The following is a 23,357-nucleotide window of genomic DNA, read 5'->3' on the forward strand; positions in this document are numbered from 1 at the left end:
ACAGACTTGGCCAGTGTGTGCACACACACGCACTCAGGTCGATGCGTGCCACACCCACCCGATCGGTGTGTGCGCACACATTTGGTTAGTGTGTGCGCACCGACATGCCCAGGCAGAGCTCCCCGGAAGGGCTCTGCAGCAGGGTGTGCACGAAGAGCAGCTCCAGACCCTCCGGCGAGTCGGCCGCGATGCAGTGCGGGGTGAGCGAGTCGAAGTGCGCGCTGTCGCCGGGGAGCAGCAGGTGGACGGTCCGACCGAGGGTCAGCCGCAGCCGCCCCTTGGTCACGTACAGCCACTCCTCCCCCGGATGCACCCGGACCACCGCGTCCTGCAGCTCGGCCGGCACCTGGATGTGCAGCGCCTGCATCGCCCGCCCGGGCGTCCCGGCCCGCCGGTATCCCCAGCCGCCGGCCCGCCCGGGCTCGATCGCACCGCCCCGGACCACCGGGTCGGCCTCGACCGCCTGCTCGCCGAGTAGCCCCGCCACCGTGGTGCCGTAGAGCCGGGCCAGGCCGAGCAGCACCGGCAGCGAGGGCTGCCGGCGCCCGGTCTCCAGGCGCGAGAGATAAGCTGGCGAGAGTCCGACCCGGGCGGCGGCCGCCTCCAGGGTGAGCCGGCCGCCGAGGCGCCGGTCGCGCAACCGGGCGCCGAGCCCGGGCACCTCCTCACTGTTGGTCATGCCTCCAGTGGACACCCGCCGTGCCCAGCAGGCAAGCAATGTGCCTCAGAGGCAAGATCCCAGCTCACGGGTGGTACATCTCGTTGATCGCGACCACCGTCCCGCTCCCGTCGACCTGGAGGTCGTACGTCTCGTAGCACTGGTACGGCTGCGCGGCGGCGGGCTGGGTAGCGCAGAGGTTGATCGCCTTGACCGCGTCCGCCAGCGGGACCTGGACCCGCTGGTAGATGTCGTACTTCTTGTAGAGCAGGGCCGTCGCACTGGGCGACAGCCGGTAGTTGACGGTGTTCTGGTCGGACCACTCGTAGTGCCCGTCGTCATCGCCGCCGCAGACGAACGTGGTGGGGTTGGCGGTGAGCTGGGTGGTGGTGGCGGACACCACGTGCACCACGACGTGCCCGGCCGGGGTCGGCGGGCAGACCGAGCTGGCGGAGGGCTGCGCCACCACCGTCGGGCTGGGCGCCACCGGGGACGGGCTGCCAACCGGCCTGCTGGGCCGCGCAGTCGGCGAGGCGGACGGCCCCCGTGACGGGACGGCCGACGCGGACGCCGACGCCGACGCCGACACGGACGCCGACACGGACGGCACAGCCGACACGGACGCCGGAGCCGACGGCACAGCCGACCCGGACCCGGACGCGGCCCCGGAAGGCGAAGCGGATCCGGCCGCCGACGCCGTGACGGCGACACCACTCGGCGACGCACCGGCGCCGGCAACCGCGTTCGGGTCGCAGGCGGTCACCCCCAGACCGGCGCCGGCGATCAACACGGCAAGAACGAGGCGACGAGACGACATCAAGGTTCTCCCAACGCTACGGACGACATCCGCCGGACCCCTCGGCCCGACGTCACACCTCCCGACGCGCCGAACTCCCCATCGAGTCGCGCCTGTTGCAGCGTTGTGACAGAACCCTCCGCACCCGCACCGCCCCGTCCTCCGCCCCAGGTGGCGAGCCCACCGGCCTGCGGGACCTTGGGAGAAAGGCACGAAAGGAGCAACGATCACGGCCGGAACGAACCTCGGCAGCCTGCTCGGCGGCCTCCTGGGCGGCGAGCAGGGCCAGCAGGGCAGCGGCGCCAACCTGGTCGGCACCCTCCTGCACTCCCCCGGCGACGGCCACAGCGGCGGCAGCGGCCAGAGCGCGGGCGCGAACCCGCTCACCAGCCCGCTCGGCCTGCTCGACAAGTCCGGACTCACCGCGCAGAAGAACTCCTGGGTGGGCACCGGCACCAACCAGCCCGCGACCGGCGCCCAGCTCAAGGAGGCGCTCCCCCGACGACGCCCTGCGGAAGGTCGCCGAGGCCGCCGGCCTCAGCACCGACGAGGCGGCCGCCCGGCTGGCCCAGTCCCTTCCCCAGGCCGTGGACAGACTGACCCCGGAGGGCGAGGTACCGAAGGGCGACTCGTTGGAGGACATCATCCGCCGGTACGTGTGAGGGCTCACCATCGCCGTCGGGTGCCCAGGAGCTTCTCCTTGGCGGCGGCGATGGCCTGCCGGACCGCCGCCCGGGCGGCGACCTGCACCGGACTGCCCCAGGTGTCCGGCGCCCCTTCCGCCGCCTCGGCTCGCGCGCGCGTAAGGGTTACCGTCCCCACTACCTCAGCCGTTCTTTCCCGGTAAGGGACTTCCTGGTCGTTGCCGCACGTGCTGACTTGACCGCCGTCACGTGCGGACTTGTCCAAGTCGGCACGTGCGGACTTGGCCTCCGGGCCGCGCGGCCGGGGTAGGTCAGCACGTGCCGGCTTCTGCACGGGCGCCGGTGCGGACTTCTCCGGTACGACCGGTACGACCGGTACGACCGGTGCCGCCTCCACCATCTCCCCCTTCGCCGCCGCCCGCACCCGCTCCTGCCGGATCCGCCGTCGGTCGGCCCGCAGCACGGCGAGCGCCGCCGCCCAGTCCGGTGCGCCGGACGGCGGCAGGACGACCGCGTAACCGCGCACCCGCACGCCGTCCGGGCCGTACCGCAACCTCATCAACCCGGCGGCCTCGGCGGCCCGGTAGAAGCGGGGGATGCTGTCCCGCGAGGTCCCGGCGGCGTTGGCGAACCAGGCGCTGGACGGCGGGCGGTGGATGTTGGTCCCGTCCCAGTCGGCGCGCTGGGCGGCGTGCATCAGGAAGGCGCTGAACGCCGGGCCGATCGACTTCCAGGGGCCGCCGGAAGGCTTGTTCTGCAGCCACTGGCCGAGCCGGTCCCGGAAGGTGTGCGCGGGCGACACGCCCGAAGCCACGGGGACCTGAGGGGAGTTGAGGCAGGTGGTGGCGGACACGGGAACCTCCCTGTCGCCGTCCGAGCTCCCGATCGCCCTGCCAGCGCGCCGCGAGGAGCGCTAAACTCAGAGCATCGACAGCCGCACAACGGCTTGTTGGTAGGAGCCACCGGGAGTTTCCGCCAAGAAATCAGACCCGGTGGCGACGCGAACGACGCCCCCCAGGGAAACCCGGGGGGCGTCGTCGATTCTAAGACCTGATGCGGTGTCATATGCCGCAACCGCCATCTGTCAACCGGGCGTTGACGCGGGTCGTTCGTTCCCGTCCACCGCGCGGCGCGGGCACCCGCGGCGACCCGTCGGGCGGGGCGGCGGGGCACCTCGCCCGACGGGTCGCGCGGTCAGATCCCGAAGGGGGCCGCGCAGCGGACGGTACCGCCGGGCAGCGGGGTGGGCCTCGTCGAGGGTGATGGCCATCAGGGCCTCGTCGGGGACGTCGACGGTCAGTCCGATGCCGTGGGCGGAGGCACGGGTGAAGCCGAACCGCGGGTAGTACGTGGGGTGTCCGAGGACGATGACGTAGTACTCGCCCATCTCCTTGGCCGCCTTGAGGGCGGCGCGGACGACCGCGGAACCGGCGCCGCTCCTCTGGTACTCGGGCCGTACGGCGACGGGGGCCAGGCACAGCGCCGGGATGTCGGCGCCCGTCTCGGCGCGGGTGATCCAGCTGCGGGTGCGCATGAGGGGATGGAGATCCGTTTCATGGTGGGGTTCGTGTGGGATCGCCTCGCGAACTCGCGCTCCGGCGGGGCTGCGAGGGAGGTGACTGGGTCAGACCGTCGCCCGGGACGCGAGGGCGGTCCGGGCGCTGCGCGTCGCAGTGGCCTTCAGCGCGGTCATCAGCCCCACCTCCCCTTCACCCTCGATCCGGACCTACACGAACCCTTGGACGGTAGCAAGCGACCCGGAACCTGTGACCGGAATGTCCGCCGCCGGCTCCGAGGCAGCCCGTAGCCCACTCTGCCGAACTTCGCCGGCACCGCGGCGGGGCGAATTGACCCAATACATCACGTTATGTTCCCTTGACGCCCTGACCTGGTTACACAGGGTAACGATCCCTGGGTGGCTCGTTCGGTCGGTCGCGTCGCCGCGGCGCGCCGATCCCTGTCGAGAGGACACTGCGTGAAGATCCGTCACGTCCTTGCGGTCCTGGCCGCGACGACGGCCCTCTTCGCCGGCGCACCGGCACCGGCCGGGGCCCAGGCGCCCCACACCGGCGACACGTTTCGCCGGGCTCCCGTCACCGAGTCGCTGAGCCAGTGCTCGGCGGAGTTCCTCGACGGCGACAAGCGCCTCGGCCCGTTGCGGCTGCCCGTGCTGGGCGTCGTCGGCCAGGAGCTGCAGTACTACCACCGCACCGGACACCTGAGCTCGCAGCGTTTCCTGGAGCTGTACTGGAACCCCGCGGCCGGCCCCAACGGCGGCTGGTACTACCCGCCGCAGAGCGGCTACGTCCTCAACCCGGACGGCTCGCCGAAGCGGGTGGAGGAGACCCTCCAGGTCGGCCAGGACATCGACCGCTACGGCAGCGAGTTCGGCTCCTTCCTCGCGCCCGAGGGGCTGCCGTACGCCGAGCGCTCGATCCCGCCGGCCAGCCTCGACAGCACCCCGCCGGAGGCGTGCAACTACCACGACTACCGCGTGCTGAAGCCGTTCACCGTCTACGCGGGCCCGATCGCGCCCTGGTTCGAGCAGCCCGGCCTCGGGCGGCAGTACCAGCTCGACCCCTCCCTGGTCCCCGACGCTCCCACCCAGGGCTACAACGTCCAGTGGTTGGTCGACAACGGCTACCTGGAGCGGATCATCCCGCACCGGGCCCCCGCCGCCGTCCCCAACCAGCGCTGATCGGGGGGACCTGACCAAGCACCCGGAGGGCCGGGTCCGCCGCGAAGACCCCCGACGGCCCGGCCCTCCGCCTCCCACCGGATCAGTCCGAGAGTTCCCACAGCAGCCGGTAGTACCCGATCCGCTCCGGGTCCGGCGCGACCCCGTAGGCCTCGAGCAACGGCTCCTCCCATCCCGGACCGTAGTTCCACCGCGTACTCCAGGTGGCGACGGCGAGGTCGGCCCAGCGGTCGGCGGCACCGAGCGCGCCGAGGTCGACGTGGCCGCTGCAGCTGCCGTCGTCGGCGATCAGGGTGTTGGGAGCACAGGCGTCGCCGTGGCAGACGACGAGCCCGTCGACCGTCGGGACGTCGGCGAGCAGCCCGAGCGCGCGCTCGGCGGTACCGATCCGCCGTAGGTCCTGCGGCCAGTCGGCCGGACTGATCCGGCCCGCCGCCGCCCGTGCCCGCGCCGCCTCCAGGCGCCGTTCGGCCGACCAGTCGAACGGGCAGTCCGCGACGGGCAGTTCCTCGTGCAGTGCGCGCAGCCCGGCACCGATCGCGCGTACCGCGGTGCCGGGGTCACGCTTCCAGTGGTCGTCCACCGCCGTGCGCCCGGGCAGGCCACCGGTCACGATCCAGGACCCGGTTTCGTCCGCGCCCGCGTCGAGTACGCGCGGCACCACGGTGAACCCCACCGCCCAGCGCAGACGCGCCACTTCGGCCGAGAGGTCGACACCGCTGCCGACCGGCGCCCACTTCACGAACTGCCGGGAGCCCCCTCGGCCGATCTGGAAGGTCAGGCCGCCGAGTTCGTTCCGCCAGACCGCCCGCACGGGCCGCCCGGCCGCTAACTCGGTGACAGCCGTTGGGACTTCGACCGGTCCTCGCGGCGACGTGGCTACCATCCGGCCATTCTCGCCGGACCGGCCGGTGGTCGGCCGACCGTTTTCGGCCGACCACCGGACCCCCTCGCCGGTAACCCCCCGTCCCGGGAGGGGTGTCAGGCGCCCTTGACCTTCTGCTGGAAGAGCGAGTAGTCGATCACGTCGTCGGCCGGGGGCGCCTGGACGGTGACGGGCTGGTTGAAGGCACTGAAGTCCATCTGACCGGGGCTGTCACCGCCGTTCTGCTCCATCCGGACGAGGTAGGGCTGGCCCACGGTGGCGATGTACGCGGTGGTGGGCGTGGGGTCGTCGCTGTCGGTCTCGGTGAGGCTGATGGTCGGGACTCCGTCGGTGACACCGGTGGTGCCCTTGGTCACCGTGCTCTTCGACCCGTCGTCCTTGGTCATCTGGTTCATCAAGTCGCACATGGAGCCCACGTCCTTGAGGTCCGGGTCGTTCTGCCCACCGGTGAGCCAGCGGCCCTGGAAGAGCATCGCCATCGTGTCGCCGGCCTTCGCGTAGCCCTCCTGGACGGACATGCTCTTCCAGAACGTCGCGTCCGGCTTCATCCAGGTGTTGGATCCGGTGTGCAGGATCTCGATCGATCCGGTCGAGCCGATGGAGATGGTGCCGTCGCAGTCGCCCTGCTTGTCGGCCGTGATGTCTATCCCCATCTTCTGCCCGTCCGAGGTCATGGTGCCGGCGATCCTCATCGAGGAGAGCTGGCTCATCGCGGTCTTCGCCTGCGTCGAGATCTGTTCCGCGGTGAGCGAGTCGGTCGCCATGGTCGGGGTGGGGCTCGCGGCGGGCGAGGTGGGAGCCGAGGCGGAGGCCGAAGCCGAGGCGACAGCCGCACCGGCGGTGGCCTTGGCGTCCTTCTGCCCGCCACACGCGGTGGCCCCCGTGGCCAGGACCGCGCAGATGACGGCGGTTCGGATGAGGCGCTGAGAGGGCATGGGTTTCCTTCTGACTGAGGGTGTGTGAAGGCCTCCGCGGCGGCGAACGCGCCGCTGGCGGGAACAGTATGAGGCTCAGTGATCTCTTATCCGAATTTAATATCCGCTCGCCCTGCTGATCCCCGTGCAAAGGGGGGTGATGCACGCAATTCGGACGGACTCCGGTGGGCGACGGTGAGCATTCCGCCTACTGACGCCCCGATCGGCAGCATACGAGTGATCACCGGCGTGGTGGCCGAGCAGGTGGGACGGGGAGCGGGCACGCTGGCCGACGTCACGTCCGCCTCAGCGCCGACCGCGCCCGTCGAACAGGATCCGCCCATGCGCCGCGCCCTTGCCGTTCTCGTGGGAGCCCTCGCGCTCACCTCGACCATCACCACCCTGCCCGCCTACGCCCGGCCCGCCACCGCCGCCAGCGCCCAGCACCGGGCCAACTCCGGTGCCGCCGGGGGCCTTCCGATCATCGGTGGCCTGCTCGGCGGCCTCTCGGGCGGTGGCGGTCTGCTGTAGACCGGCAGTGCCCAGGGCCCGCCGGCGACACCGTCGTGGGCGGGCCCGGTCAGCTGGTCGGCCTCAGCCGGTCGGCGCGAAGGCGTTGAGGCCGGTGAGCTCGGCCGAGAGCGCCCACAGCCGGGCGGCCTGCTCCGGATCGATCGCGTAGTCCCGCACCCCACTGGTCAACACGGCGTCACCGGAAGCGATCTCGGCGACGTCGCAGTCCTCGCAGTAGAGCCCGCCGAGGCCCGCGAGGCGCGGGGAGGTCGCCGCCCACACCTGGGTCGCCGCACCCTGGGCGGGTGTCTTGAAGCCACCCATCGCCCAGTTGCCCGCCTCGTCGAGCCAACCGGCGGCGGCCATCTCCTCCCTGGGAACGTGCCGGGCCAACTCCGTGACGATGGCGCCGGGGTGGACCGCAAACGCCCGCACGCCGAACTCCCCTCCCAGAGCGTCGAGTTGTACGGAGAACAGCGCGTTCGCCGTCTTCGCCTGCCCGTACGCCCGCCACTTGTCGTAGCCGCGCTCGAACTGCACGTCGTCCCAGCGGACGCCGGAGAGCTGGTGACCGTTGGACGACACGGTCACCACCCGCGCCCCGCCCGCCGCGATCGCCGGCCAGAGCCGGTTGACCAGCGCGTGGTGACCGAGGTGGTTGGTCGCGAACTGCGCCTCCCAGCCCGGTCCGACCCGGGTCTCCGGGCAGGCCATGATCCCGGCGTTGTTGATCAACAGGTCGATGGTGCGACCGTCGGCGAGGAAGCGCTCGGCGAAGCCGCGGATGCTGGACGGGTCCGAGAGGTCGAGCTCATCGACTTCCACGCCGCGAATCCCCGCGACCGCCTCCAGCGCGACCGCGGGACGGCGGGCGGGCACCACGACTCGGGCCCCGACCTCGGCCAGCGCCCTGGTGGTCTCCAGCCCGAGACCCGAGTAGCCGCCCGTGACGATCGCGAGCCGCCCGGTGAGGTCGATCCCGCGCAGGACCTCCTCGGTCGTGCTCTGAGCGCCGAAGCCGGACCCGATCGCGTGCTGCTGATTCGTCATACCTTCGACGCTAGAAGCTGGAGCGCGCTCAAAGTCAAGCCTCGCGACCGGCACCGGGACGACGGCCACCGGAACGGGTGTACGGACGGGCACCCGGGAGGCCGCCGCGGCGCTCCGGCGGGAGACTGCTGACCGTGTCCCCAGCGCCCGCGGTACCCCCGGCACCATCAGCGACCCCGGCCCTCGTGCTCACCGAGGAGGACGCGGTCGAGCTCCTCGCCTACCTGCTCTCGGCCGCCCGGATCCAGCTGGACGAGGCGGCCGAGTACGCACCGCTGCGGTTGCTCACCGCGGCGGGCCGGCTGGCCGAGATGATCGGCCCGCGGGCCGGTGCCGAGCTGCACCCGTTGCTGGACGAGCTCCGGCGCGGGGTCGGGGAGACGTCCGTCCGGGCCGGCGACCCGGCCGGCTACCCCGAGCGGCTCGACGCGCTGTGCCGAGCACTGGCCGAGCACCTGGTCGCCCGGCTGGACCTGGACCAGACCCTGTGAACGACGCCGTCCTGCAGGCGATCCGCACCCGCCGCGTGGTCCGCGCCCTCACCCCGGACCCGGTCGCGCGGGAGGACCTGGTGACCGTACTCGACAGCGCCCGCCACGCCCCGCACGCCGGCAACCGCCGCCTGCACCGCTACGTCGCCGTCACCCGCCCCGCGCTGCTGCGCGCCCTGCGGATGGTCTCGCCGGGGATGCTGCAACGCCCCACGGCCGCGATCGTGGTCTGCGTCGACTGGGCCCGGGTCAGCGGCTACGGCTTCGCCGCGACCAGCCCGGGCCCATACATCGACGTGGGCACCGCCACCGCGACCATGCTGCTCGCCGCGCACGCCGTCGGGCTGGGCGCCGGGCCGGTCACCTCGTTCAGCCGGGCGGCGGTCGGCACGCTGCTCAACCTGCCCGAGCAGGTCCGCGCCGAGCTGATCATCTGCCTCGGCCACCCGGCGGCCGAACAGCCACCCCCCATGCGGCGCCGGGACGGGACCGCCTGGGCGGACGTCATCCAGTGGGACCGCGGCTGATCCCGCGCGTGGCGTGACCGCACCCGTCCCGCGCCCGAGCGGCCGACGTCCGGGGACCAGGGATCAGAGTGACGCCACGTGTGGCCCTAATTTGATTATCGTCCCACTAATTAATTCTCCTTGATTACCTCTCATCGCCTGCGCAATACTCTGCGAGCGAAAAGAATTCGCCCGCCCTCCCTTCCCAACTCTCCCTGCCCGCCTCGCAACGGCGCTGGGCACACGTGTGCCCGCGCGCAGATTTCCTTCCGTGCAGTCCCCCTCGGAGAATTGAGGCAGCACCATGCGCAGGACTCGACTCGGACTCGGCCTGGCCTTCGGACTGGGCGCCCTCTCCTGGGCCGTCGCCCCCGCTGGAACGGCACAGGCCCTCCCCGTCCCGCACAGCGCCGGCCAGCTGCTCCCGGCCGCCGGTCCGGCCGCCGGGACGCGGGTGGTCGATCTCTCCTCACTCGCTCAACTCCCTTCTGGCAGTGGCGGGTTGATGCGGGAGCCGGCCGCGCCCGCGAACACCGAGACCACGTACCACACCACCGCGTTCACCAACAACGACGGCAACGAGTGTCTCGACGGCGACACCAACACCATCCCCCACGGAAACGGCGCCAAAGTCCAGCTCTGGGCCTGCAACGGCTGGTCCAACCAGAACTGGTACTGGACGCCGGTCGCGGGCATGCCCGTCGGCTACTACACCATCCAGAACGGCGACGGCGGGATGTGCCTGGACGGCGACACCAACACCATTCCCAACAACGGCGCCAAGGTCCAACTCTGGGCCTGCAACGGCTGGAACAACCAGAGGTGGTACTGGAACGGCTCCAACCTGCAGAACGCCGACGGCGGGGAATGCCTGGACGGCGACACCAACACCATTCCCAACAACGGCGCCAAGGTCCAACTCTGGGCCTGCAACGGCTGGAACAACCAGAAGTGGACCTGGCACTGAGCGGCTGATCCCCCGGTCCTGCCCCCGTCCGGGTGACAGATCGGCGCGGCGGCGGGTGCTCCCCTTGACCGGCACGCTCATGTGATCACCTTTAGTAGCCCTCCGGTCACCACGACCGGCCAGGACAGAGGGGTCAAGGAGAGGGGTAAGGACTGATGAAGAGCACGCTCGGCAAGACCCTGCTCATCGCGGTCGGCGCGCTGGTGATCGCCGGCGTCGCCGCGCCGGCCTCCGCGCACGTGGTGGTCGGCGGCGCCAAGCAGGGCATCGCGACCGCCAACCCGCCGGTCGTGGCGGGCGCGGAGCAGGGCTTCGCCGCCACCGACCACACTTTCGTGGGCGGCGCCAAGCAGGGCTGGGCGACCAGCACCGCCACCGGCGGCGGCGAGGCGGGCCTCATCCACGTCGGGTGAGGGTGAGCACGGAGCAGAGGAGGGTTCCGCCGCGATGGCGGAACCCTCCTCTCGCTCACTCGGCCGGCAGGTGCTCCACGCCCGGCCCACCGCCCACGTTCGGCCCGGCCTGCGGTGCGCGCCGGGCCGGTTCCCGTCCCGGCGGCTGGCTGAGCCGCTCGACCACACCCGGCTTGGTGGTCCGCCGCTCCTGCGGCTCGCCGACCACCACCACCAGTTCCTCCCCGTCGTGCGAGATCCGCAGCTGGGAGCCCTCGCGCAGGGTGTAGGTGGTGGTGTCGTGGGTGATCCGGACGTGCAGCAGGTGGTTCCGGACCCGCATCGAGAACGCCAGGCTGACCAGGCCGGCGGGCAGCCGCGGCCGGAAGGAGATCAGCCCGCCGTGGTCGCGCAGGCCACCGAGGCCGCCGACCAACGCTATGCACGCGCCCGCCAGCGAGGCCATGTGCAGCCCGTCTCGGGTGTTGCCACCCAGGTCGTGCAGGTCCATCATGGCGGCCTCGGCGGTGTAGTCGTAGGCCAGGTCGAGCTGGCCCACCTCGGCCGCGATCACGGCCTGGGTGCAGGCCGAGAGCGAGGAGTCGCGGACCGTCAGCCGCTCGTAGTAGGCGAAGTTGCGCATCTTCTGCTCCGCCGTGAAGGCGTCGCCGCGGACCTGCATCGCCATCACCAGGTCGGCCTGCTTGACCACCTGCTTCCGGTACAGGTCGAAGTAGGGGTAGTGCAGCAGCAGTGGGTACTTCTCCGGCGGGGTGCCCTCGAAGTCCCAGACCTGGTGGTCGGTGAAGCCGTCCGCCTGCGGGTGCACGCCCAGCTTCTCGTCGTACGGGATGTACATCGCGTTGGCGGCGTCCCGCCAGGCAGCGGTCTCCTCGGTGTCCACTCCCAGCGCGGCGGCCTCCTGCGGGTACCGGCGGGCCGACTCGGCGGCGGCGAGCAGGTTCGTCTGGGCCATCAGGTTGGTGTAGACGTTGTTGTCCGCCACCGCGCTGTACTCGTCCGGCCCGGTGACGCCCTCGATCCGGAACTGGCCGATCGCGTCGTGGTGTCCGAGCGAGCGCCACATCCGCGCCGTCTCGACCAGCAGCTCCAGCCCGTACTCCCGCTCGAAGTCGACGTCCCCGGTGGCCCGGACGTAGCGGGCCGCCGCCACCGCGATGTCGGCACCGATGTGGAACGCCGCGGTGCCGGCCGGCCAGTACCCCGAGCACTCCTCGCCGCGGATCGTCCGCCACGGGAACACCGCGCCCTGCAGGCCGAGTTGGGCGGCCCGCTCGCGGGCCAGCGGCAGCGTGGTGTGCCGCCAGCGCAGTGCCTGGGCGACCGCCGCGGGCAGCGAGTAGGTGAGTACCTGCAGCACGAAGGTCTCGGTGTCCCAGAAGCTGTGCCCGTCGTAGCCGGTACCGGTCAACCCCTTGGCCGGGATGGCCCGTTCCTCGCTGCGGGCGGCCGCCTGCAGCACGTGGAAGAGCGCGAACCGGACCGCCTGCTGCAGCTCGACGTCGCCGTCGATCTCGATGTCGCTGGAGGCCCAGAACTCCTCCAGGTACGTCTTCTGTTCGGTCACCAGACCGTCCCAGCCGGAGTAGCGGGCCGCGGTGATGGCGGCCTCCACCTGGTCGCGCACCGCGGGCAGCGAACGGGTCGCCGACCAGCCGTAGCCCAGGAGCTTCACCAGGCGCAGCTTCTCGCCGGGTTGCAGCACCGCGGTCACGCTGACCCGGGCCTGGTCGGGGCGGCTCTCCGCGGTGACGCTGACCCCGTCCGGGCCGTGAATCACGTGGTCCATGCCGGCCGCCACCCGCAGCCCGCTGTAGCGGGTGCGGTGCACCAGGGTCGCCCGGGTCTCGGTGGCGTGGTGCGACTCGGCCACCAGCGGGGCCTCCAGCACCGCCGAGGCGCGCGGGTCGCCGTCCGAGGCCGGCAGCTGCTCGTTGGCGACCAGCTCGGACTGCAGCACGATCCGCACCGCGGCGCCGACCGCCTCGACCTCGTACTCGATCGCGGCGACCGCGCGCTGGGTGAGCGAGACCAGCCGTCCGGTGCGGATCCGGATGGTCCGCCCGGCCGGCGACGTCCACTCCGCCTCGCGCCGCAGTACGCCCTCGCGGAAGTCCAGCGACCGCCGGTGGCCGTGCAGGTCGCCGTAGCGCAGGTCGAACGGCTCGTCGTCGACCAGCAACCGGATGATCTTGCCGTTGGTGACGTTGATGACGCTCTGGCCGGACTCGGGGAAGCCGTAGCCGCCCTCGGGGTACGGCAGCGGGCGCAGCTCGAAGACCCCGTTCAGGTAGGTCCCCGGCAGGCCGTGCGGCTCGCCCTCGTCCAGGTTGGCGCGCAGGCCGATGTGGCCGTTGGAGAGCGCGAAGATGGACTCGCCGCGGGCCTGGCCCGCCAGATCGATCCGCTGCTCGGTGACGCCCCACGGATCGACCGCGAAGCCTTCCTGTGCGGTCATTCGGCTGCCCCCTCGATGAGTTGGGAAAGATCGTCGACCACCAGGTCGGCGCCGTGCTGCCGCAGCTCGGCGGCCTGACCGGTGCGGTTGACGCCGACCACCGCGCCGAAGCCGCCGGCCCGGCCGGACTCCACCCCGGCCAGCGCGTCCTCGAAGACCGCCGCCTGCTCCGGCGGGGTGTTCAGCGCGCGGGCTGCGTACAGGTAGGTGTCCGGGGCCGGCTTGCCCGGCAGGCCCTCGCGCCTGGCCACCGTGCCGTCGATCACGACGTCGAAGAGGCCGTCGATGCCGGCCGCCTTCAGCACGTCCCGGCAGTTGGCGCTGGAGGAGACCACCGCGCGGGGCAGGCCGAGCACCCGCAGCCGGTGCACGTACTCCACCGAGCCCGAGTACGGCTGGACGCCCTGCTCCTGGATCAGCCGCAGCACCAGGTCGTTCTTGGTGGTGCTCAGCCCGTACACGCTGCGGGTGCCGGGCGGGTCGTCGGGACTGCCCTCGGGCAGCGTGATGTCCCGGGAGGCGAGGAACGAACGGGTGCCGTCGAGCCTGGGTTTGCCGTCCACGTACCGGTCGTAGTCCTGCACCGGGTCGAACGGGACGAACTCCTCGTCGGTCCGGCGGGCCTCCTCCCGGAGGAAGGCGTCGAACATCGATTTCCAGGCGGCGGCATGGACCTTGGCGGTCTGCGTCAGCACTCCGTCGAGGTCGAAGAGGAAGGCGTGGATATGGTCCGGTAGCCCCAGCATGCTTAGCAGTCTGGCCGAAGACGCCCGGCCCCGGGCCGATTCGCGACGGCGCGTCGTAGCCCGTTCGGTCCGGGCCCGGAGCCGGGGCGGCCCGGCACGGGCGCCGGGCGGGCGCGTACCGTGGCAGCGGCACGGCCCGCTCACCGCAAGGAGCTACCTCCATGACCTCCCACGACGACCTGGTACTGGCCCGTAGGGACGGCCGGGTGGGCCGGCTCACCCTCAACCGCCCGCGCGCGATCAACGCGCTCAACCACGCCATGGTCAGCCGGCTGGACGCGGTACTGGCCGACTGGGCACGGGACGACGAGGTCGCCGCCGTGGTGCTCACCGGCGCGGGCGAGCGCGGGCTGTGCGCGGGCGGCGACATCCGGTTCTTCCACGACGACGCCAAGCTCGGCGGGGACGCGGCGCGCGCCTTCTTCCGCGCCGAGTACCTGCTCAACCACCGGATCTCCGGCTACCCCAAGCCCTACGTCGCGGTGATGGACGGGCTGGTGCTCGGCGGCGGGGTCGGCGTCTCGGCGCACGGCTCGGTCCGGGTGGTCACCGAGCGCTCCGACGTCGGAATGCCGGAGACCACCATCGGGTTCGTCCCCGACGTCGGCGGCAGCTGGCTGCTCGCCCGGGCGCCCGGCGAGCTCGGCACCCACCTGGCGCTGACCGCCGGGCGGATGACCGGTCCGGACGCGGTGTACTGCGGCTTCGCCGACCACTACCTGTCGTCCGACCGGCTGCCGGCCTTCACCGCCGCGCTGTCGGACACCGAACCGGCCCGCGCGGTGGCCGAGTTCGCGCTGTCCGTGCCCGCCTCGGAGCTGGCCGGGCAGCGCGACTGGATCGACACCTGCTACGCGGCCGACACCGTCGAGGAGATCGTCGCCCGGCTGCTGGACAGCGGCGTGACCGAGGCCAAGGAGGCGGCCGGGCAGATCGGCACGAAGTCGCCGACCGCACTCAAGGTGACGCTGGCCGCGCTGCGTCGGGCCCTCCGGCTGCCGTCACTGGGGGCGGCGCTCGACCAGGAGTACCGGGTCTCCTGCGCGGGGCTGGCCGACCCGGACTTCGTCGAGGGGATCCGTGCCCAGGTGGTCGACAAGGACCGGAACCCGCGGTGGAAGCCGGCCACGCTGGCGGAGGTGGGCGCGGCGGAGGTCGAGCGGCACTTCGCGGGGCTGGGCGCGGCCGAGTTGGGCCTGGGCTGAGCCCTGCCGCCGCCATCCGCCGTTGTCGGTGGGGGCGACGATACTTGCCGGTGAAGTGGGTTGCAGGAACGTGGGCCGGGCTGATATCCATTTTGCTGGGAAATCGCTCGCTAGTGAACGATTTCCCGTGAATTTGGCAGAGATTGACGTCATGTGAAGCTTTCATGCCGAACGGGGGATGGCTTGTGAAGTTCGATATGGGAAGTCAGACGCTGGCGACCCTGATCAAGCACACTCAGGGGTCGAGTGACGACCTGGGCACGCTGATCAAGCAGTTGATCGCCTCGGTGCAGCCGCTGGAGGGCAAGTTCAACGGCGCCGGGCGGATCGCCTTCGACTCGTTCAAGTCCCGCGCGGACCAGATCACCGCCGACCTCAACGGCTCGCTGAGCGCGATCCTGGGCGGTCAGGGCGGTATGAACCAGTCGTTCGGCAGCGGTGACACCGAGATGTCGGATACCGCTCGTTCCACCATGGGCGCGGCCAACTTCGACGCGGCCAAGTTCTCCAGCTGCTAGGAATCACGGGGGAATTCGAAATGGCGAACACGGATCGACGCAGCTACGACACCGCTGCCTCGGGCGAGGTGCAGGGCAGCCTGCAGGGGATCATCGCCCGGCTGGAAGCGGTGATCAACGAGCGCGACCAGGCGGTGAAGGCGGCGATGTCCGACTTCCAGGCCGACGGGGTCTCCGACCAGTACCAGGGCAAGGAGCAGCGCTGGAACCGGGCCGCGACCGAGGTGCGCGGGATCATCAATCTGGTCAAGGGCACGTTGGAGAAGAACGACGGGACGGCGCAGCAGACCCTGTCGCGTGCCAAGTCGGCGGTGGACGCGATCGGTTGACCCGTTCGCGGTTCGGGCTCGGGTGATTCACGGGGGAGCGTTTCGTGGGACAGTGGGACATCGATCCGGCCGGTGTGGGCGGTGTGCTGAGCAGGACCGCTACGGTTGCCGACGGTCTGGCTGGACAGGCCAAGTCGTACGGCGGGCATCTGCAGAGTGCGGCGACGTCGGCGGGCGGGTTGAGTCAGGGCGGTCAGAGCGGCAGCGGCGGCGGTAAGGACGGCGGCAGCGGCCAGGGGCCGGCGGGTCTGGTGGCTGTGGCGTTGGCGCAGTTCGCGCAGGCGGTGGACGGGAAGCTGAACTTCCTGGCGGATCGGACCGGTAAGTCGATGCAGGGCGCGGTGGACGCGACGAAGGCGTATCTGACGGGTGATCTGCAGATGGCCCAGGACGCGCAGTCGGCGGCGCTGGCCGATCCGCCGATCGCCACCACCCCGCCGACCAACGGGAAGGCGCCCGCCGGCGGGAAGCAGGCCGGGAAGTGATCGATCCGGATGACATTCCGCAGTTCGTCGGTGATCTGGACCAGTTGGAGCAGGACGCCGCGTCGCTGAAGACGGATGCCGGGAGCATCCGCACCACCGGTTCCGGGATCCATACCACCTTCCAGGGCCTGTCGGCCTTCTACCATGCTCCCGAGGCGGAGCAGCTGTTCGCGACCACCAAGCCGGTGGCGACCCAGGCGGACGACTTCGCGGGGGACGTGGAGAAGGTCGCCGCCGCGCTGTCCACGTACGCGCACGACGTGCGGCCGATCGCGGCCACGCTCAAGTCGCTGCACGACCAGGCGACCACCTTCGTCAACAGCGTGAAGAACGACCACGACTGGACGTACGACGGCGACAAGGTCGACCGGAACAACGACCTGATGAAGCAGGTCGATGCCGCCGTCGCCGCGTTCTGGGCGGCCGAGCGGACCTGTGCCAACGCGATCGACGCGGTCTTCGGGGGCACCCGGTACGTCGGCAACGACGGCTCCGACAAGGCCGACATGTACGGCTACACCAGCCAGCAGCTGGACGGTGCCAAGGTCCCGTGGGGCAGCACTCAGGAGCAGTCCCACCACATCTGGGACGTCGGCTACTGGGTGAAGAGCTTCGTCTGGGACGGCCTGATCGTCGACGGCGTCTGGGGCACCATCAAGGGCCTGGGCACCCTGGTCGGCTTCGGCGGCCTCAAGAACTTCGAACAGGCCTGGAAGGGCATCGGCGAACTCGCCCTCGGCCTGACCATCGTGAACTTCGACCCGGCGTTCCTGGCCACCCCCGACTCCGCGCTGCCCGGCTGGCTGCGCGACGCCAAGAACGCGCCCATCGCGTTCGCCAAGAGCATGGTCGCCTGGGACGAATGGAAACAGAACCCGGGCACGGCGGCGGGTGCGGTCACCTTCAACGTCCTCACCTGCCTGGTCGCGCCACTCAAGGTCGGCAAGCTCGGGGAGATCGGCGAGGCCGGCGAAGCCGCCAGCAAGGCCGGCATGGCCGGCAAGACCCTCAACGTGCTGGGCGGGATCGGTGAGGTCATCGACCCGATGACCTACGTCAGCAAGATGCTCTCGCCGGTGCTGGGCAAGCTCCCCAGCGTCGCGCAGCTGACCGCCGCCCTCAACCACCTCACGGGTACCGACGTCAAGGGCCTCGACGACCTCACCAGCCTGCACGGCACCGAACTGCCCGACGGCTCGCTCAAACTGCCGGACGGCTCAGTGCTCCACCCCAACGGCGAACTCCACCTGCCCGACGGCCAGGTGAAGGTGATCACCCCGCAGGAGCTGGCGTCCGTGCACACGGGCGGCAGCCTGCCGGACAGCGCCGGACACACCGGTGAGCACGGCGCCGCAGACCACACCGGTAGCGGCGGCAACGGCCACGACAGCGGCAACAGCGGGGACCACGAGGGCGGTTCGGGGCACGGCGGCACTTCCGGGCACGAGGGCGGCGGCAACGGCGAGGGCCACAACGGCGGTTCTGGGCACGAGGGCGGCAACTCCGGCGGCCCGGGCGGCCACGACGGCGGCTCCGGCACCCCCGGCGACCACACCCCCCGCTCCGACGGCCCCGAGGGCAACCAGCCCGACGGTTCCTGGCACGGTGAGGGCGGCCTCAAGCTCTCCCCCGCCGCCAACGCCGCCACCGAGAAGTTCCTCCAGCAGGCCGGCACCGCCGAGCCGAAGCTCACCCACTCCGTGCAGTCCATCGCCGGCCAGGTGGACCACGCCAAGCTGAACGGTCTGGAGTACCGCCTCAAGGGCGAGGACTCGCTCAAGCGCAAGGTCGCCACCGACCTGATGAACAACTCGGACGCCACCCCGGCAGAGGTGCTGTCCAATATCAAGGACTCGGTCCGCTACACCCTGGAAATCCCCTCCGACAACTACACCCACGGTGTCCAGCAGGCCGTGGCCGACCTGCGGTCGCAGGGCTACGAGAACATCACCTTCAAGAACACCTGGGACTCCGCCGGCTACAAGGGCATCAACTCCACCTGGCGCGACCCGGCCACCGGCCAGGCCTTCGAGCTGCAGTTCCACACGCCGGACAGCTTCACCGCCAAGATGGACGGCCACGTCCTCTACGAGAAGGAGCGCCTGCCCGGGGTCACCCCGGACGAGCTGGCCGCCATCAAGGCCGAGCAGAGCGACCTGTTCGGCAAGGTCCCGGTCCCGGCCGGTGCCGGGGAGATCCACCTGCCGGCGGCCGGCGGCCACGACCTTCCGACCCAGGCCGGCCACGACGTCCCCACCGCCGGCCACCACCCCAGCACCGACCACCCGAGGCCCGACGGAACCGCCCCCGACGGCGGCCACCACCCCACCGGTGACGGCGGCACGCCCGGCACCCCGCCGACCGGCCACGACACCCCGGCCGGGCCGGCCGGTCACGACCACCCGGGCACGCCCGGCCACGACGGCGGCAGCGGTGCGCTCGACCGCCCCGACACTCCGTCGCAGCAGGAGCTCACCGCCGAGCAGAAGGCGGCCCTCGCCCAGCACCTGCAGAAGATCGAGCAGCACCACTCGTACGACTTCAGCGAGTTGGAAAAGGACCCGGACAAGAGCGGCAAGGTCAACCCCGGTTCGCAGGACGAGGCCCGGGTCGGCCTGGACCTGCGCGAGCAGGGCCGGCTCCCGGCCGACATCGCTCGCCCCGACGTCCGCGGACAGGGCGAGTTCCATTCGGCGACTTCCGGTGAGTACTACGACATCAAGGGCGTCCACTCGGACTGGCCGCCGCTGAACAATCAGCGCGACCGTTCCAAGCCGTTCGGCGGCGCCTATAATCCTGCCGACAATCAGAAGTTCGTCGACAAGCTCGACGACCAGATTGTGGAAAAGCACCGCATCGTCATTCTTGACGTACGGAACGCCGATCAGGCGGCGATCGACGACCTCAAGGCCGTCATTGAGCAGAGGGGTTGGGAAGACCGTGTCATCTGGTATCCCTGAGCACTGGTCCCCGAAGACCCTCCCGCAGGACCGGCAGGCGGCGGTCCGGCTGACGGAGTGGGCGGCGGCCGCGGAGAACGAACCCCTGGACGCCGTGGAGTTGGACCTGCGCGGCGCCGATCTCTCGGACGGGGACTTCACCGGGGCCCTGCTCTGCTCCGCCGTCCTCACCGGCACCACGCTGGCCCGGGCGGACTTCTGGCGCGCGCACCTGGAGCAGGCCGACCTGTCCGGTGCCGACCTCACCGGCGCCGGACTGGTGAAGGCGACCCTGGACGAGGCGAACCTGCGCTCCGCCCGGCTGGACGGGGCGGACCTGTACGGCGCCGAGCTGTGGGGGGTCGACGCCAGGGAGGCGAGCTTCCGCGGCACGGTCTTCGGCGACGCCATGCTCCGCCGGAGCGACCTGCGCGGCGCCGACCTGACCGACGCGACGATGGCCGAGACCTCGTTCAAGGTGCGGCTGGACGAGCACACCGTGCTGACCGGGCTGTCCGGCACGCTGTTCGGCCCGGTCACGTTCTGTGCGGCGGACGGCGAGCGGGAGATCGGCGGCCCCGAGCTCGAACGGTGGTTGGCCGAGCGTGGCGCCCGGGTCGAGGTGCTGGCGTCCCGTGGCCTGCCGTCGTACACCTACTACGGCCTGCTGGCCGGGGGCCGGACCCGCGAGCGGCCCAGCGGCATCGTCCGCCGCCGGGTGGTCGACGGCGTCGAGTACGACGAGGCGTTCACCCGGAACCTGCGCTGGGAGCCCACCGAGTACCTCCGGCTCTACCACCTGGGCCACAACGACATCGACCACGTCGAGATCACCAGGGCCGAGGCCGACGCCTTCGTCGCCCGGATCACCGAGAAGCTCCGACACGAGGCGCGGGACGACTGATGACGAACCGCCTGACCCTGTCCGAGGTCGAGGCCATCGCCCGGCGCGCCCACGCGGGGCAGGTCGACAAGGCCGGCCGCCCGTACGCCGAGCATCTCGCCGCGGTCGCCCGGGGTACCGCCGAGCGTGACGGCGACGAGGAGCAGATCGCCGCCGCCTGGCTGCACGACGCGGTGGAGGACGGCGCGCTGTCGCCGGAGTGGCTGGCCGAGGCCGCGCTCTCGGACCGGACCAGGGCGATCGTGCTGGCCGTCACCAAGCGGTCCGGCGAGAGCCCGGAGGAGTACGCCGCGCGGATCCGTGCCACGCCGGGGGCGTTGACGGTCAAGGCGGCCGATCTCGCGCACAACGCGGATCCGGCCCGGCTCGCGCTGCTGGACCCGGCGACCCGGGACCGGCTGACCGCCAAGTACGCCCGGATGCGCCGCCTGCTCGGCCTGCCGGTCCCGGGCGAGCTGTGACGGCCCGGGACTTCGACAGCCAGCTGCTGGAATCGGTGTCGGTCCGCCGCCGGCGGCTGCGCGACGCGCTGCTGCACGGTGCGATGCGGACCCGGCGGTCCACCGACGAGCAGCTCGGCAAGGTGTTCGGCGGGATCGCGCTGGCGGCGGTGCTCTGCGCGGGGTGCGTCGGCTGGTCCTTCGTCGAGCACCGGCTGCTGCACAAGAGCACGCCCGGCACGACCAGCACATCGACCACCATCGGCTCGACCACCACCACGATGACGGGTAGCACGAAATGATCAAGGTAGGAGGGGAACGCCCGGCCGGACTGAGCCGGGTGACCCTGGTCGGGACCGGGCGGCGGGTCGACCTGCTGCTGCCCGCCGACGAGCCGGTCGGGCTGCTGCTGCCGGAGGTGCTGTCGCTGCTCAACGACCAGGTTGCCGCCCGGCCGATGCTGCGCCAGCTGGTCACCACCGACGGCAGCGTGCTCCCGCAGGACACCACGCTCGCCGAGGCGGGCGTCGCGGACGGTGCGGTGCTGCGGCTGGTCCGGACCCAGGACACCCCCTCGGCCCCGGTGGTGCACGACGTCACCGACGAAGTGGCCGACGACCTCGACCTGCGCTCCTGGCGCTGGCGCCCCAAGGTCCGCCGGCCTACCGCCGGCCTGGTGGCGCTGGTCCTGGCGCTGACCGCCGGCCGGATCGCGGTCGCCGACCTGGGCACCTCGGCCGCGGCCGGCTGGCTGCTCGGCGCCGCCGCGCTGCTGGCCGTCGCCGGCGTGCCGGCCGCCCGGCTGCTGGGCAACCGCGGCCTGGGCACCACGCTGCTGCTCGGCGGCGGCGCGGTCGGCCTGCTCGGCGCCTGGACGCTGGCCGACGCGCAGGGCTGGCCGCCGGCCGGGCGCTGGGGGCTGCTGGCCGGGGTGGCGGTACTGACCCTGGCGCTGCTGGGGCTGTTCTCCCCGGTCGGGCGCGGCGGGCTGGTCGGCGGCGCGGCGGTGCTGGCGCTCGCCGTGCTGTGGGAGGTCACCACCGCACTGCTGCACGGCGCGCCGCACCCGCGCGGGCAGGCGGAGCTGGGCGCGGTGCTGGCGGTCTGCTCGGTGGTCGCGCTCGGGGTGCTGCCGCGGCTCGCGCTGGTCGCCGCCGGGCTGACCGGGCTGGACGACCGGCGGGCGGGCGGCGTCTCGGTGAGCCGGCACGAGGTGACCACCGCGCTGGCCGCCGCGCACCGCGGGCTGGCGCTGGCCACGGTGGCCGGCGCCGGGTCGGCGGCGGCCGCAGGCTGGCTGCTGGTCTCGGTGCGCGAACCATGGACCGTGCTGCTGGCCGTGCTGACCGCCGTGGTGCTGCTGGCCCGGGCCCGGGCCTATCCGCTGGTGGCCGAGGTGGGCGCGCTGCTGGCGGCGTCCCTGGTGCTGCTGGTCCGGCTGGTGACGGTGTGGCCCGACCCCGCGCACGGGAGCGCGCACACCCGGCTGATCGTGCTCTGCCTGCTCGTGCTGCTGCCGCTCGCGGTGCTGGCCGTGCAGCCGCCGGAGCACGTCCAGGTCCGGCTGCGGCGGGTCGCCGACCTGGTCGAGGCGATCGGCATCGTGGCCCTGTTCCCGCTCGCGGTCGGGGTGTTCGGCGTGTACGCGCGGCTCCTCGGCGCGTTCCGATAAGGGGGAGGACCCGTGTCCGACGACTGGCAGCGTTCCCTGTTCGGCGACCTCGGCGGTGCCGCGGCGCCCGCACCCGTACCGGCGGCCGTCCCGATGGACGGACCGATGGACAGGCCGGCGCACGGACCGGCCGTGCCGGCCCAGGCCGTGCCGCCCGCCGCCCGGTTCGCCCCGCGGCTGGCGAAGGCGAAGGTCGAACCACCCAGCCCGGTGCCGACCCTGGACCCGGCGCTGGGTCTGGTCCGCGGCAAGCCCCGGAACGGCGACTCGGCGGCCGTGCGGACCGGCCGGGCGCTGCGCCGGCTGCTCTCCTCCTCGGCCGCCCAGGAGGTCGAGCGGGCCGCCCGGTTCGCCCGGGAGATCCAGCAACCGGTCACCACCGGCCGGCAGATCGCGGTCACCAGCATCCGCGGCGGCGCCGGCAAGACCACCGTCGCCGCGCTGCTCGGCGCCACCTTCACGCACTACCGCCGCGACCCGGTGCTGCTGATGGAGGCCGAGCCGGCGCTGGGCTCGCTGCCGATCCGGGCCGGTGCCCATGAGCTGCGCTGGACCTTCGACGACCTCGCCCAGCTGATCACCCCGTCGATGCCGTTCGACCAGGTGCTCGGCTATCTGACCAAACTGCCCGAGGGCGGCTGGCTGCTGCCCGGCAGCCGGGGGGAGATCGGCGCCCGGCTGGATCTGGCCACCTTCCAACGGGTCGCGGTCGCGCTGCGCCGGTACTTCGCGATCACTGTGCTGGACTGCGGCTCACTCCCCGGCGAGCTGGCCCGCAGCGCGCTCTCCGCCGCGCAGGCCCGGGTGCTGGTGGCACCGGCCAGCGTGGAGGGGGTGACCAGCACCCACACCGTGCTGAGCTGGATGAGCGGCCTGCCGCGTCCGCTGCTGCCGACCACCGTGGTGGTGCTGGCCGAGACCACCCCGCACCCGCGGCTGGACCTCGCCGCCGCCAGCGCGCACCTGCGGGTCGAGGGCGTCGAGGTGATCGGGCTGCCGTACGACCGGCACCTGGCGGCCGGTGGCCGGATCGACACCGCCCGGCTGGCGCTCGGCACCCGGGAGCGGACCAGCCGGCTCGCCGCAGAGCTGCTCAACCGGGCCGTGCGCGGGTGACCATGCCGA

General features: G+C 72.0%; 26 protein-coding genes and 1 pseudogene. 18 read left to right on the plus strand and 9 right to left on the minus strand.

Annotated features, from left to right (window positions below; genetic code table 11):
• Positions 1 to 85 precede the first annotated feature (85 nt).
• Positions 86 to 679: a helix-turn-helix domain-containing protein gene (locus tag ACZ38L_RS29200; RefSeq protein WP_465698796.1), complete on the minus strand. Its 594-nt coding sequence runs from the start codon at positions 677 to 679 to the stop codon at positions 86 to 88.
• Positions 680 to 743: 64 nt separating this feature from the next.
• The gene (locus ACZ38L_RS29205) at positions 744 to 1,058 is read right to left on the minus strand and encodes a hypothetical protein (protein ID WP_465698798.1); all 315 of its coding nucleotides are present in this window, start codon (positions 1,056 to 1,058) and stop codon (positions 744 to 746) included.
• Here ACZ38L_RS29205 and ACZ38L_RS29210 point away from each other — a divergent pair.
• Complete coding sequence (locus tag ACZ38L_RS29210; RefSeq protein WP_465698800.1) at positions 1,048 to 1,584, plus strand: hypothetical protein; 537 nt, start codon at positions 1,048 to 1,050, stop codon at positions 1,582 to 1,584. The two genes, ACZ38L_RS29205 and ACZ38L_RS29210, sit on opposite strands and share 11 nt — an antisense overlap.
• Positions 1,571 to 2,116: a YidB family protein gene (locus ACZ38L_RS29215; RefSeq protein ID WP_465698802.1), complete on the plus strand. Its 546-nt coding sequence runs from the start codon at positions 1,571 to 1,573 to the stop codon at positions 2,114 to 2,116. The genes ACZ38L_RS29210 and ACZ38L_RS29215 overlap by 14 nt, the downstream gene beginning before the upstream one ends.
• A gap of 4 nt (positions 2,117 to 2,120) precedes the next feature.
• On the opposite strand, the gene ACZ38L_RS29220 is transcribed toward ACZ38L_RS29215, so the two are convergent.
• Both ACZ38L_RS29220 and ACZ38L_RS29225 read right to left on the minus strand, forming a co-directional pair.
• Entirely contained in the window at positions 2,121 to 2,951 is an 831-nt protein-coding gene (locus ACZ38L_RS29220; protein ID WP_465698804.1) for a hypothetical protein, read from the minus strand.
• 341 nt (positions 2,952 to 3,292) lie between these two features.
• Positions 3,293 to 3,590 (minus strand): annotated as a pseudogene (locus ACZ38L_RS29225) (GNAT family N-acetyltransferase); the annotation flags it as partial.
• Between the two features lie 483 nt (positions 3,591 to 4,073).
• Between ACZ38L_RS29225 and ACZ38L_RS29230 the strand changes: the two are divergent.
• Complete coding sequence (locus ACZ38L_RS29230; protein ID WP_465698806.1) at positions 4,074 to 4,796, plus strand: TNT domain-containing protein; 723 nt, start codon at positions 4,074 to 4,076, stop codon at positions 4,794 to 4,796.
• A gap of 82 nt (positions 4,797 to 4,878) precedes the next feature.
• Here the strand turns inward: ACZ38L_RS29230 and ACZ38L_RS29235 are convergent, their stop codons facing one another.
• The gene (locus tag ACZ38L_RS29235) at positions 4,879 to 5,682 is read right to left on the minus strand and encodes a phosphotransferase (protein WP_465698808.1); all 804 of its coding nucleotides are present in this window, start codon (positions 5,680 to 5,682) and stop codon (positions 4,879 to 4,881) included.
• 95 nt (positions 5,683 to 5,777) lie between these two features.
• Positions 5,778 to 6,617, minus strand: coding sequence for a hypothetical protein (locus tag ACZ38L_RS29240; RefSeq protein WP_465698810.1), 840 nt, complete (start codon positions 6,615 to 6,617; stop codon positions 5,778 to 5,780).
• Between the two features lie 174 nt (positions 6,618 to 6,791).
• Here ACZ38L_RS29240 and ACZ38L_RS29245 point away from each other — a divergent pair, with 174 nt between their 5' ends.
• The gene (locus tag ACZ38L_RS29245) at positions 6,792 to 7,127 is read left to right on the plus strand and encodes a hypothetical protein (protein WP_465698812.1); all 336 of its coding nucleotides are present in this window, start codon (positions 6,792 to 6,794) and stop codon (positions 7,125 to 7,127) included.
• Between the two features lie 63 nt (positions 7,128 to 7,190).
• Here the strand turns inward: ACZ38L_RS29245 and ACZ38L_RS29250 are convergent, their stop codons facing one another.
• On the minus strand, positions 7,191 to 8,159 hold the full coding sequence (locus ACZ38L_RS29250; protein ID WP_465698814.1) for an SDR family NAD(P)-dependent oxidoreductase: 969 nt from the start codon (positions 8,157 to 8,159) through the stop codon (positions 7,191 to 7,193).
• 134 nt (positions 8,160 to 8,293) lie between these two features.
• Here ACZ38L_RS29250 and ACZ38L_RS29255 point away from each other — a divergent pair, with 134 nt between their 5' ends.
• The 4 genes from ACZ38L_RS29255 (at position 8,294) to ACZ38L_RS29270 (ending at position 10,536) form a co-directional block, all read left to right on the plus strand.
• The gene (locus tag ACZ38L_RS29255; protein WP_465698816.1) at positions 8,294 to 8,650 is read left to right on the plus strand and encodes a DUF6092 family protein; all 357 of its coding nucleotides are present in this window, start codon (positions 8,294 to 8,296) and stop codon (positions 8,648 to 8,650) included.
• Positions 8,647 to 9,177, plus strand: a complete 531-nt coding sequence (locus ACZ38L_RS29260; protein WP_465698818.1) for a nitroreductase family protein — start codon at positions 8,647 to 8,649, stop codon at positions 9,175 to 9,177. The genes ACZ38L_RS29255 and ACZ38L_RS29260 overlap by 4 nt, the downstream gene beginning before the upstream one ends.
• Before the next feature lie 283 nt (positions 9,178 to 9,460).
• Complete coding sequence (locus ACZ38L_RS29265) at positions 9,461 to 10,123, plus strand: RICIN domain-containing protein (protein WP_465698820.1); 663 nt, start codon at positions 9,461 to 9,463, stop codon at positions 10,121 to 10,123.
• 155 nt (positions 10,124 to 10,278) lie between these two features.
• A complete protein-coding gene (locus ACZ38L_RS29270) occupies positions 10,279 to 10,536 on the plus strand; it encodes a hypothetical protein (protein ID WP_465698822.1) in 258 nt (85 codons plus the stop codon).
• Positions 10,537 to 10,591: 55 nt separating this feature from the next.
• On the opposite strand, the gene ACZ38L_RS29275 is transcribed toward ACZ38L_RS29270, so the two are convergent.
• Both ACZ38L_RS29275 and ACZ38L_RS29280 read right to left on the minus strand, forming a co-directional pair.
• Positions 10,592 to 12,994, minus strand: a complete 2,403-nt coding sequence (locus tag ACZ38L_RS29275) for a glycoside hydrolase family 65 protein (protein ID WP_465698824.1) — start codon at positions 12,992 to 12,994, stop codon at positions 10,592 to 10,594.
• Positions 12,991 to 13,740, minus strand: a complete 750-nt coding sequence (locus ACZ38L_RS29280; protein ID WP_465698826.1) for an HAD family hydrolase — start codon at positions 13,738 to 13,740, stop codon at positions 12,991 to 12,993. The genes ACZ38L_RS29275 and ACZ38L_RS29280 overlap by 4 nt, the downstream gene beginning before the upstream one ends.
• 161 nt (positions 13,741 to 13,901) lie before the next feature.
• Between ACZ38L_RS29280 and ACZ38L_RS29285 the strand changes: the two genes are divergently transcribed.
• The 10 genes from ACZ38L_RS29285 to ACZ38L_RS29330 all read left to right on the plus strand — a co-directional run bounded on the left by ACZ38L_RS29285 (position 13,902) and on the right by ACZ38L_RS29330 (position 23,348).
• Complete coding sequence (locus ACZ38L_RS29285; RefSeq protein WP_465698828.1) at positions 13,902 to 14,945, plus strand: enoyl-CoA hydratase/isomerase family protein; 1,044 nt, start codon at positions 13,902 to 13,904, stop codon at positions 14,943 to 14,945.
• Between the two features lie 185 nt (positions 14,946 to 15,130).
• Entirely contained in the window at positions 15,131 to 15,463 is a 333-nt protein-coding gene (locus ACZ38L_RS29290; RefSeq protein WP_465698830.1) for a hypothetical protein, read from the plus strand.
• 20 nt (positions 15,464 to 15,483) lie between these two features.
• Positions 15,484 to 15,792 (plus strand): pore-forming ESAT-6 family protein, encoded by a 309-nt coding sequence (locus ACZ38L_RS29295; RefSeq protein ID WP_465698832.1) that lies wholly within the window; start codon positions 15,484 to 15,486, stop codon positions 15,790 to 15,792.
• Positions 15,793 to 15,836: 44 nt separating this feature from the next.
• Positions 15,837 to 16,277 carry a DUF6507 family protein gene (locus ACZ38L_RS29300; RefSeq protein WP_465698834.1) on the plus strand — a complete coding sequence of 147 codons (441 nt, stop codon included), beginning with the start codon at positions 15,837 to 15,839 and terminating at the stop codon, positions 16,275 to 16,277.
• Positions 16,274 to 19,237 carry a hypothetical protein gene (locus ACZ38L_RS29305; protein ID WP_465698836.1) on the plus strand — a complete coding sequence of 988 codons (2,964 nt, stop codon included), beginning with the start codon at positions 16,274 to 16,276 and terminating at the stop codon, positions 19,235 to 19,237. The genes ACZ38L_RS29300 and ACZ38L_RS29305 overlap by 4 nt, the downstream gene beginning before the upstream one ends.
• Positions 19,218 to 20,120, plus strand: a complete 903-nt coding sequence (locus tag ACZ38L_RS29310) for a pentapeptide repeat-containing protein (protein ID WP_465698838.1) — start codon at positions 19,218 to 19,220, stop codon at positions 20,118 to 20,120. The genes ACZ38L_RS29305 and ACZ38L_RS29310 overlap by 20 nt, the downstream gene beginning before the upstream one ends.
• Positions 20,120 to 20,581 carry an HD domain-containing protein gene (locus tag ACZ38L_RS29315; RefSeq protein WP_465698840.1) on the plus strand — a complete coding sequence of 154 codons (462 nt, stop codon included), beginning with the start codon at positions 20,120 to 20,122 and terminating at the stop codon, positions 20,579 to 20,581. The genes ACZ38L_RS29310 and ACZ38L_RS29315 overlap by 1 nt, the downstream gene beginning before the upstream one ends.
• Positions 20,578 to 20,862 carry a hypothetical protein gene (locus ACZ38L_RS29320; RefSeq protein WP_465698842.1) on the plus strand — a complete coding sequence of 95 codons (285 nt, stop codon included), beginning with the start codon at positions 20,578 to 20,580 and terminating at the stop codon, positions 20,860 to 20,862. Before ACZ38L_RS29315 ends, ACZ38L_RS29320 begins: the two co-directional genes overlap by 4 nt.
• Positions 20,859 to 22,232 (plus strand): type VII secretion integral membrane protein EccD, encoded by a 1,374-nt coding sequence (gene eccD, locus ACZ38L_RS29325; RefSeq protein ID WP_465698844.1) that lies wholly within the window; start codon positions 20,859 to 20,861, stop codon positions 22,230 to 22,232. The genes ACZ38L_RS29320 and eccD overlap by 4 nt, the downstream gene beginning before the upstream one ends.
• Before the next feature lie 12 nt (positions 22,233 to 22,244).
• Positions 22,245 to 23,348 (plus strand): hypothetical protein, encoded by a 1,104-nt coding sequence (locus ACZ38L_RS29330; protein ID WP_465698846.1) that lies wholly within the window; start codon positions 22,245 to 22,247, stop codon positions 23,346 to 23,348.
• Positions 23,349 to 23,357 lie beyond the last annotated feature (9 nt).

It is taken from the genome of Kitasatospora sp. NPDC024654 (assembly GCF_055559155.1).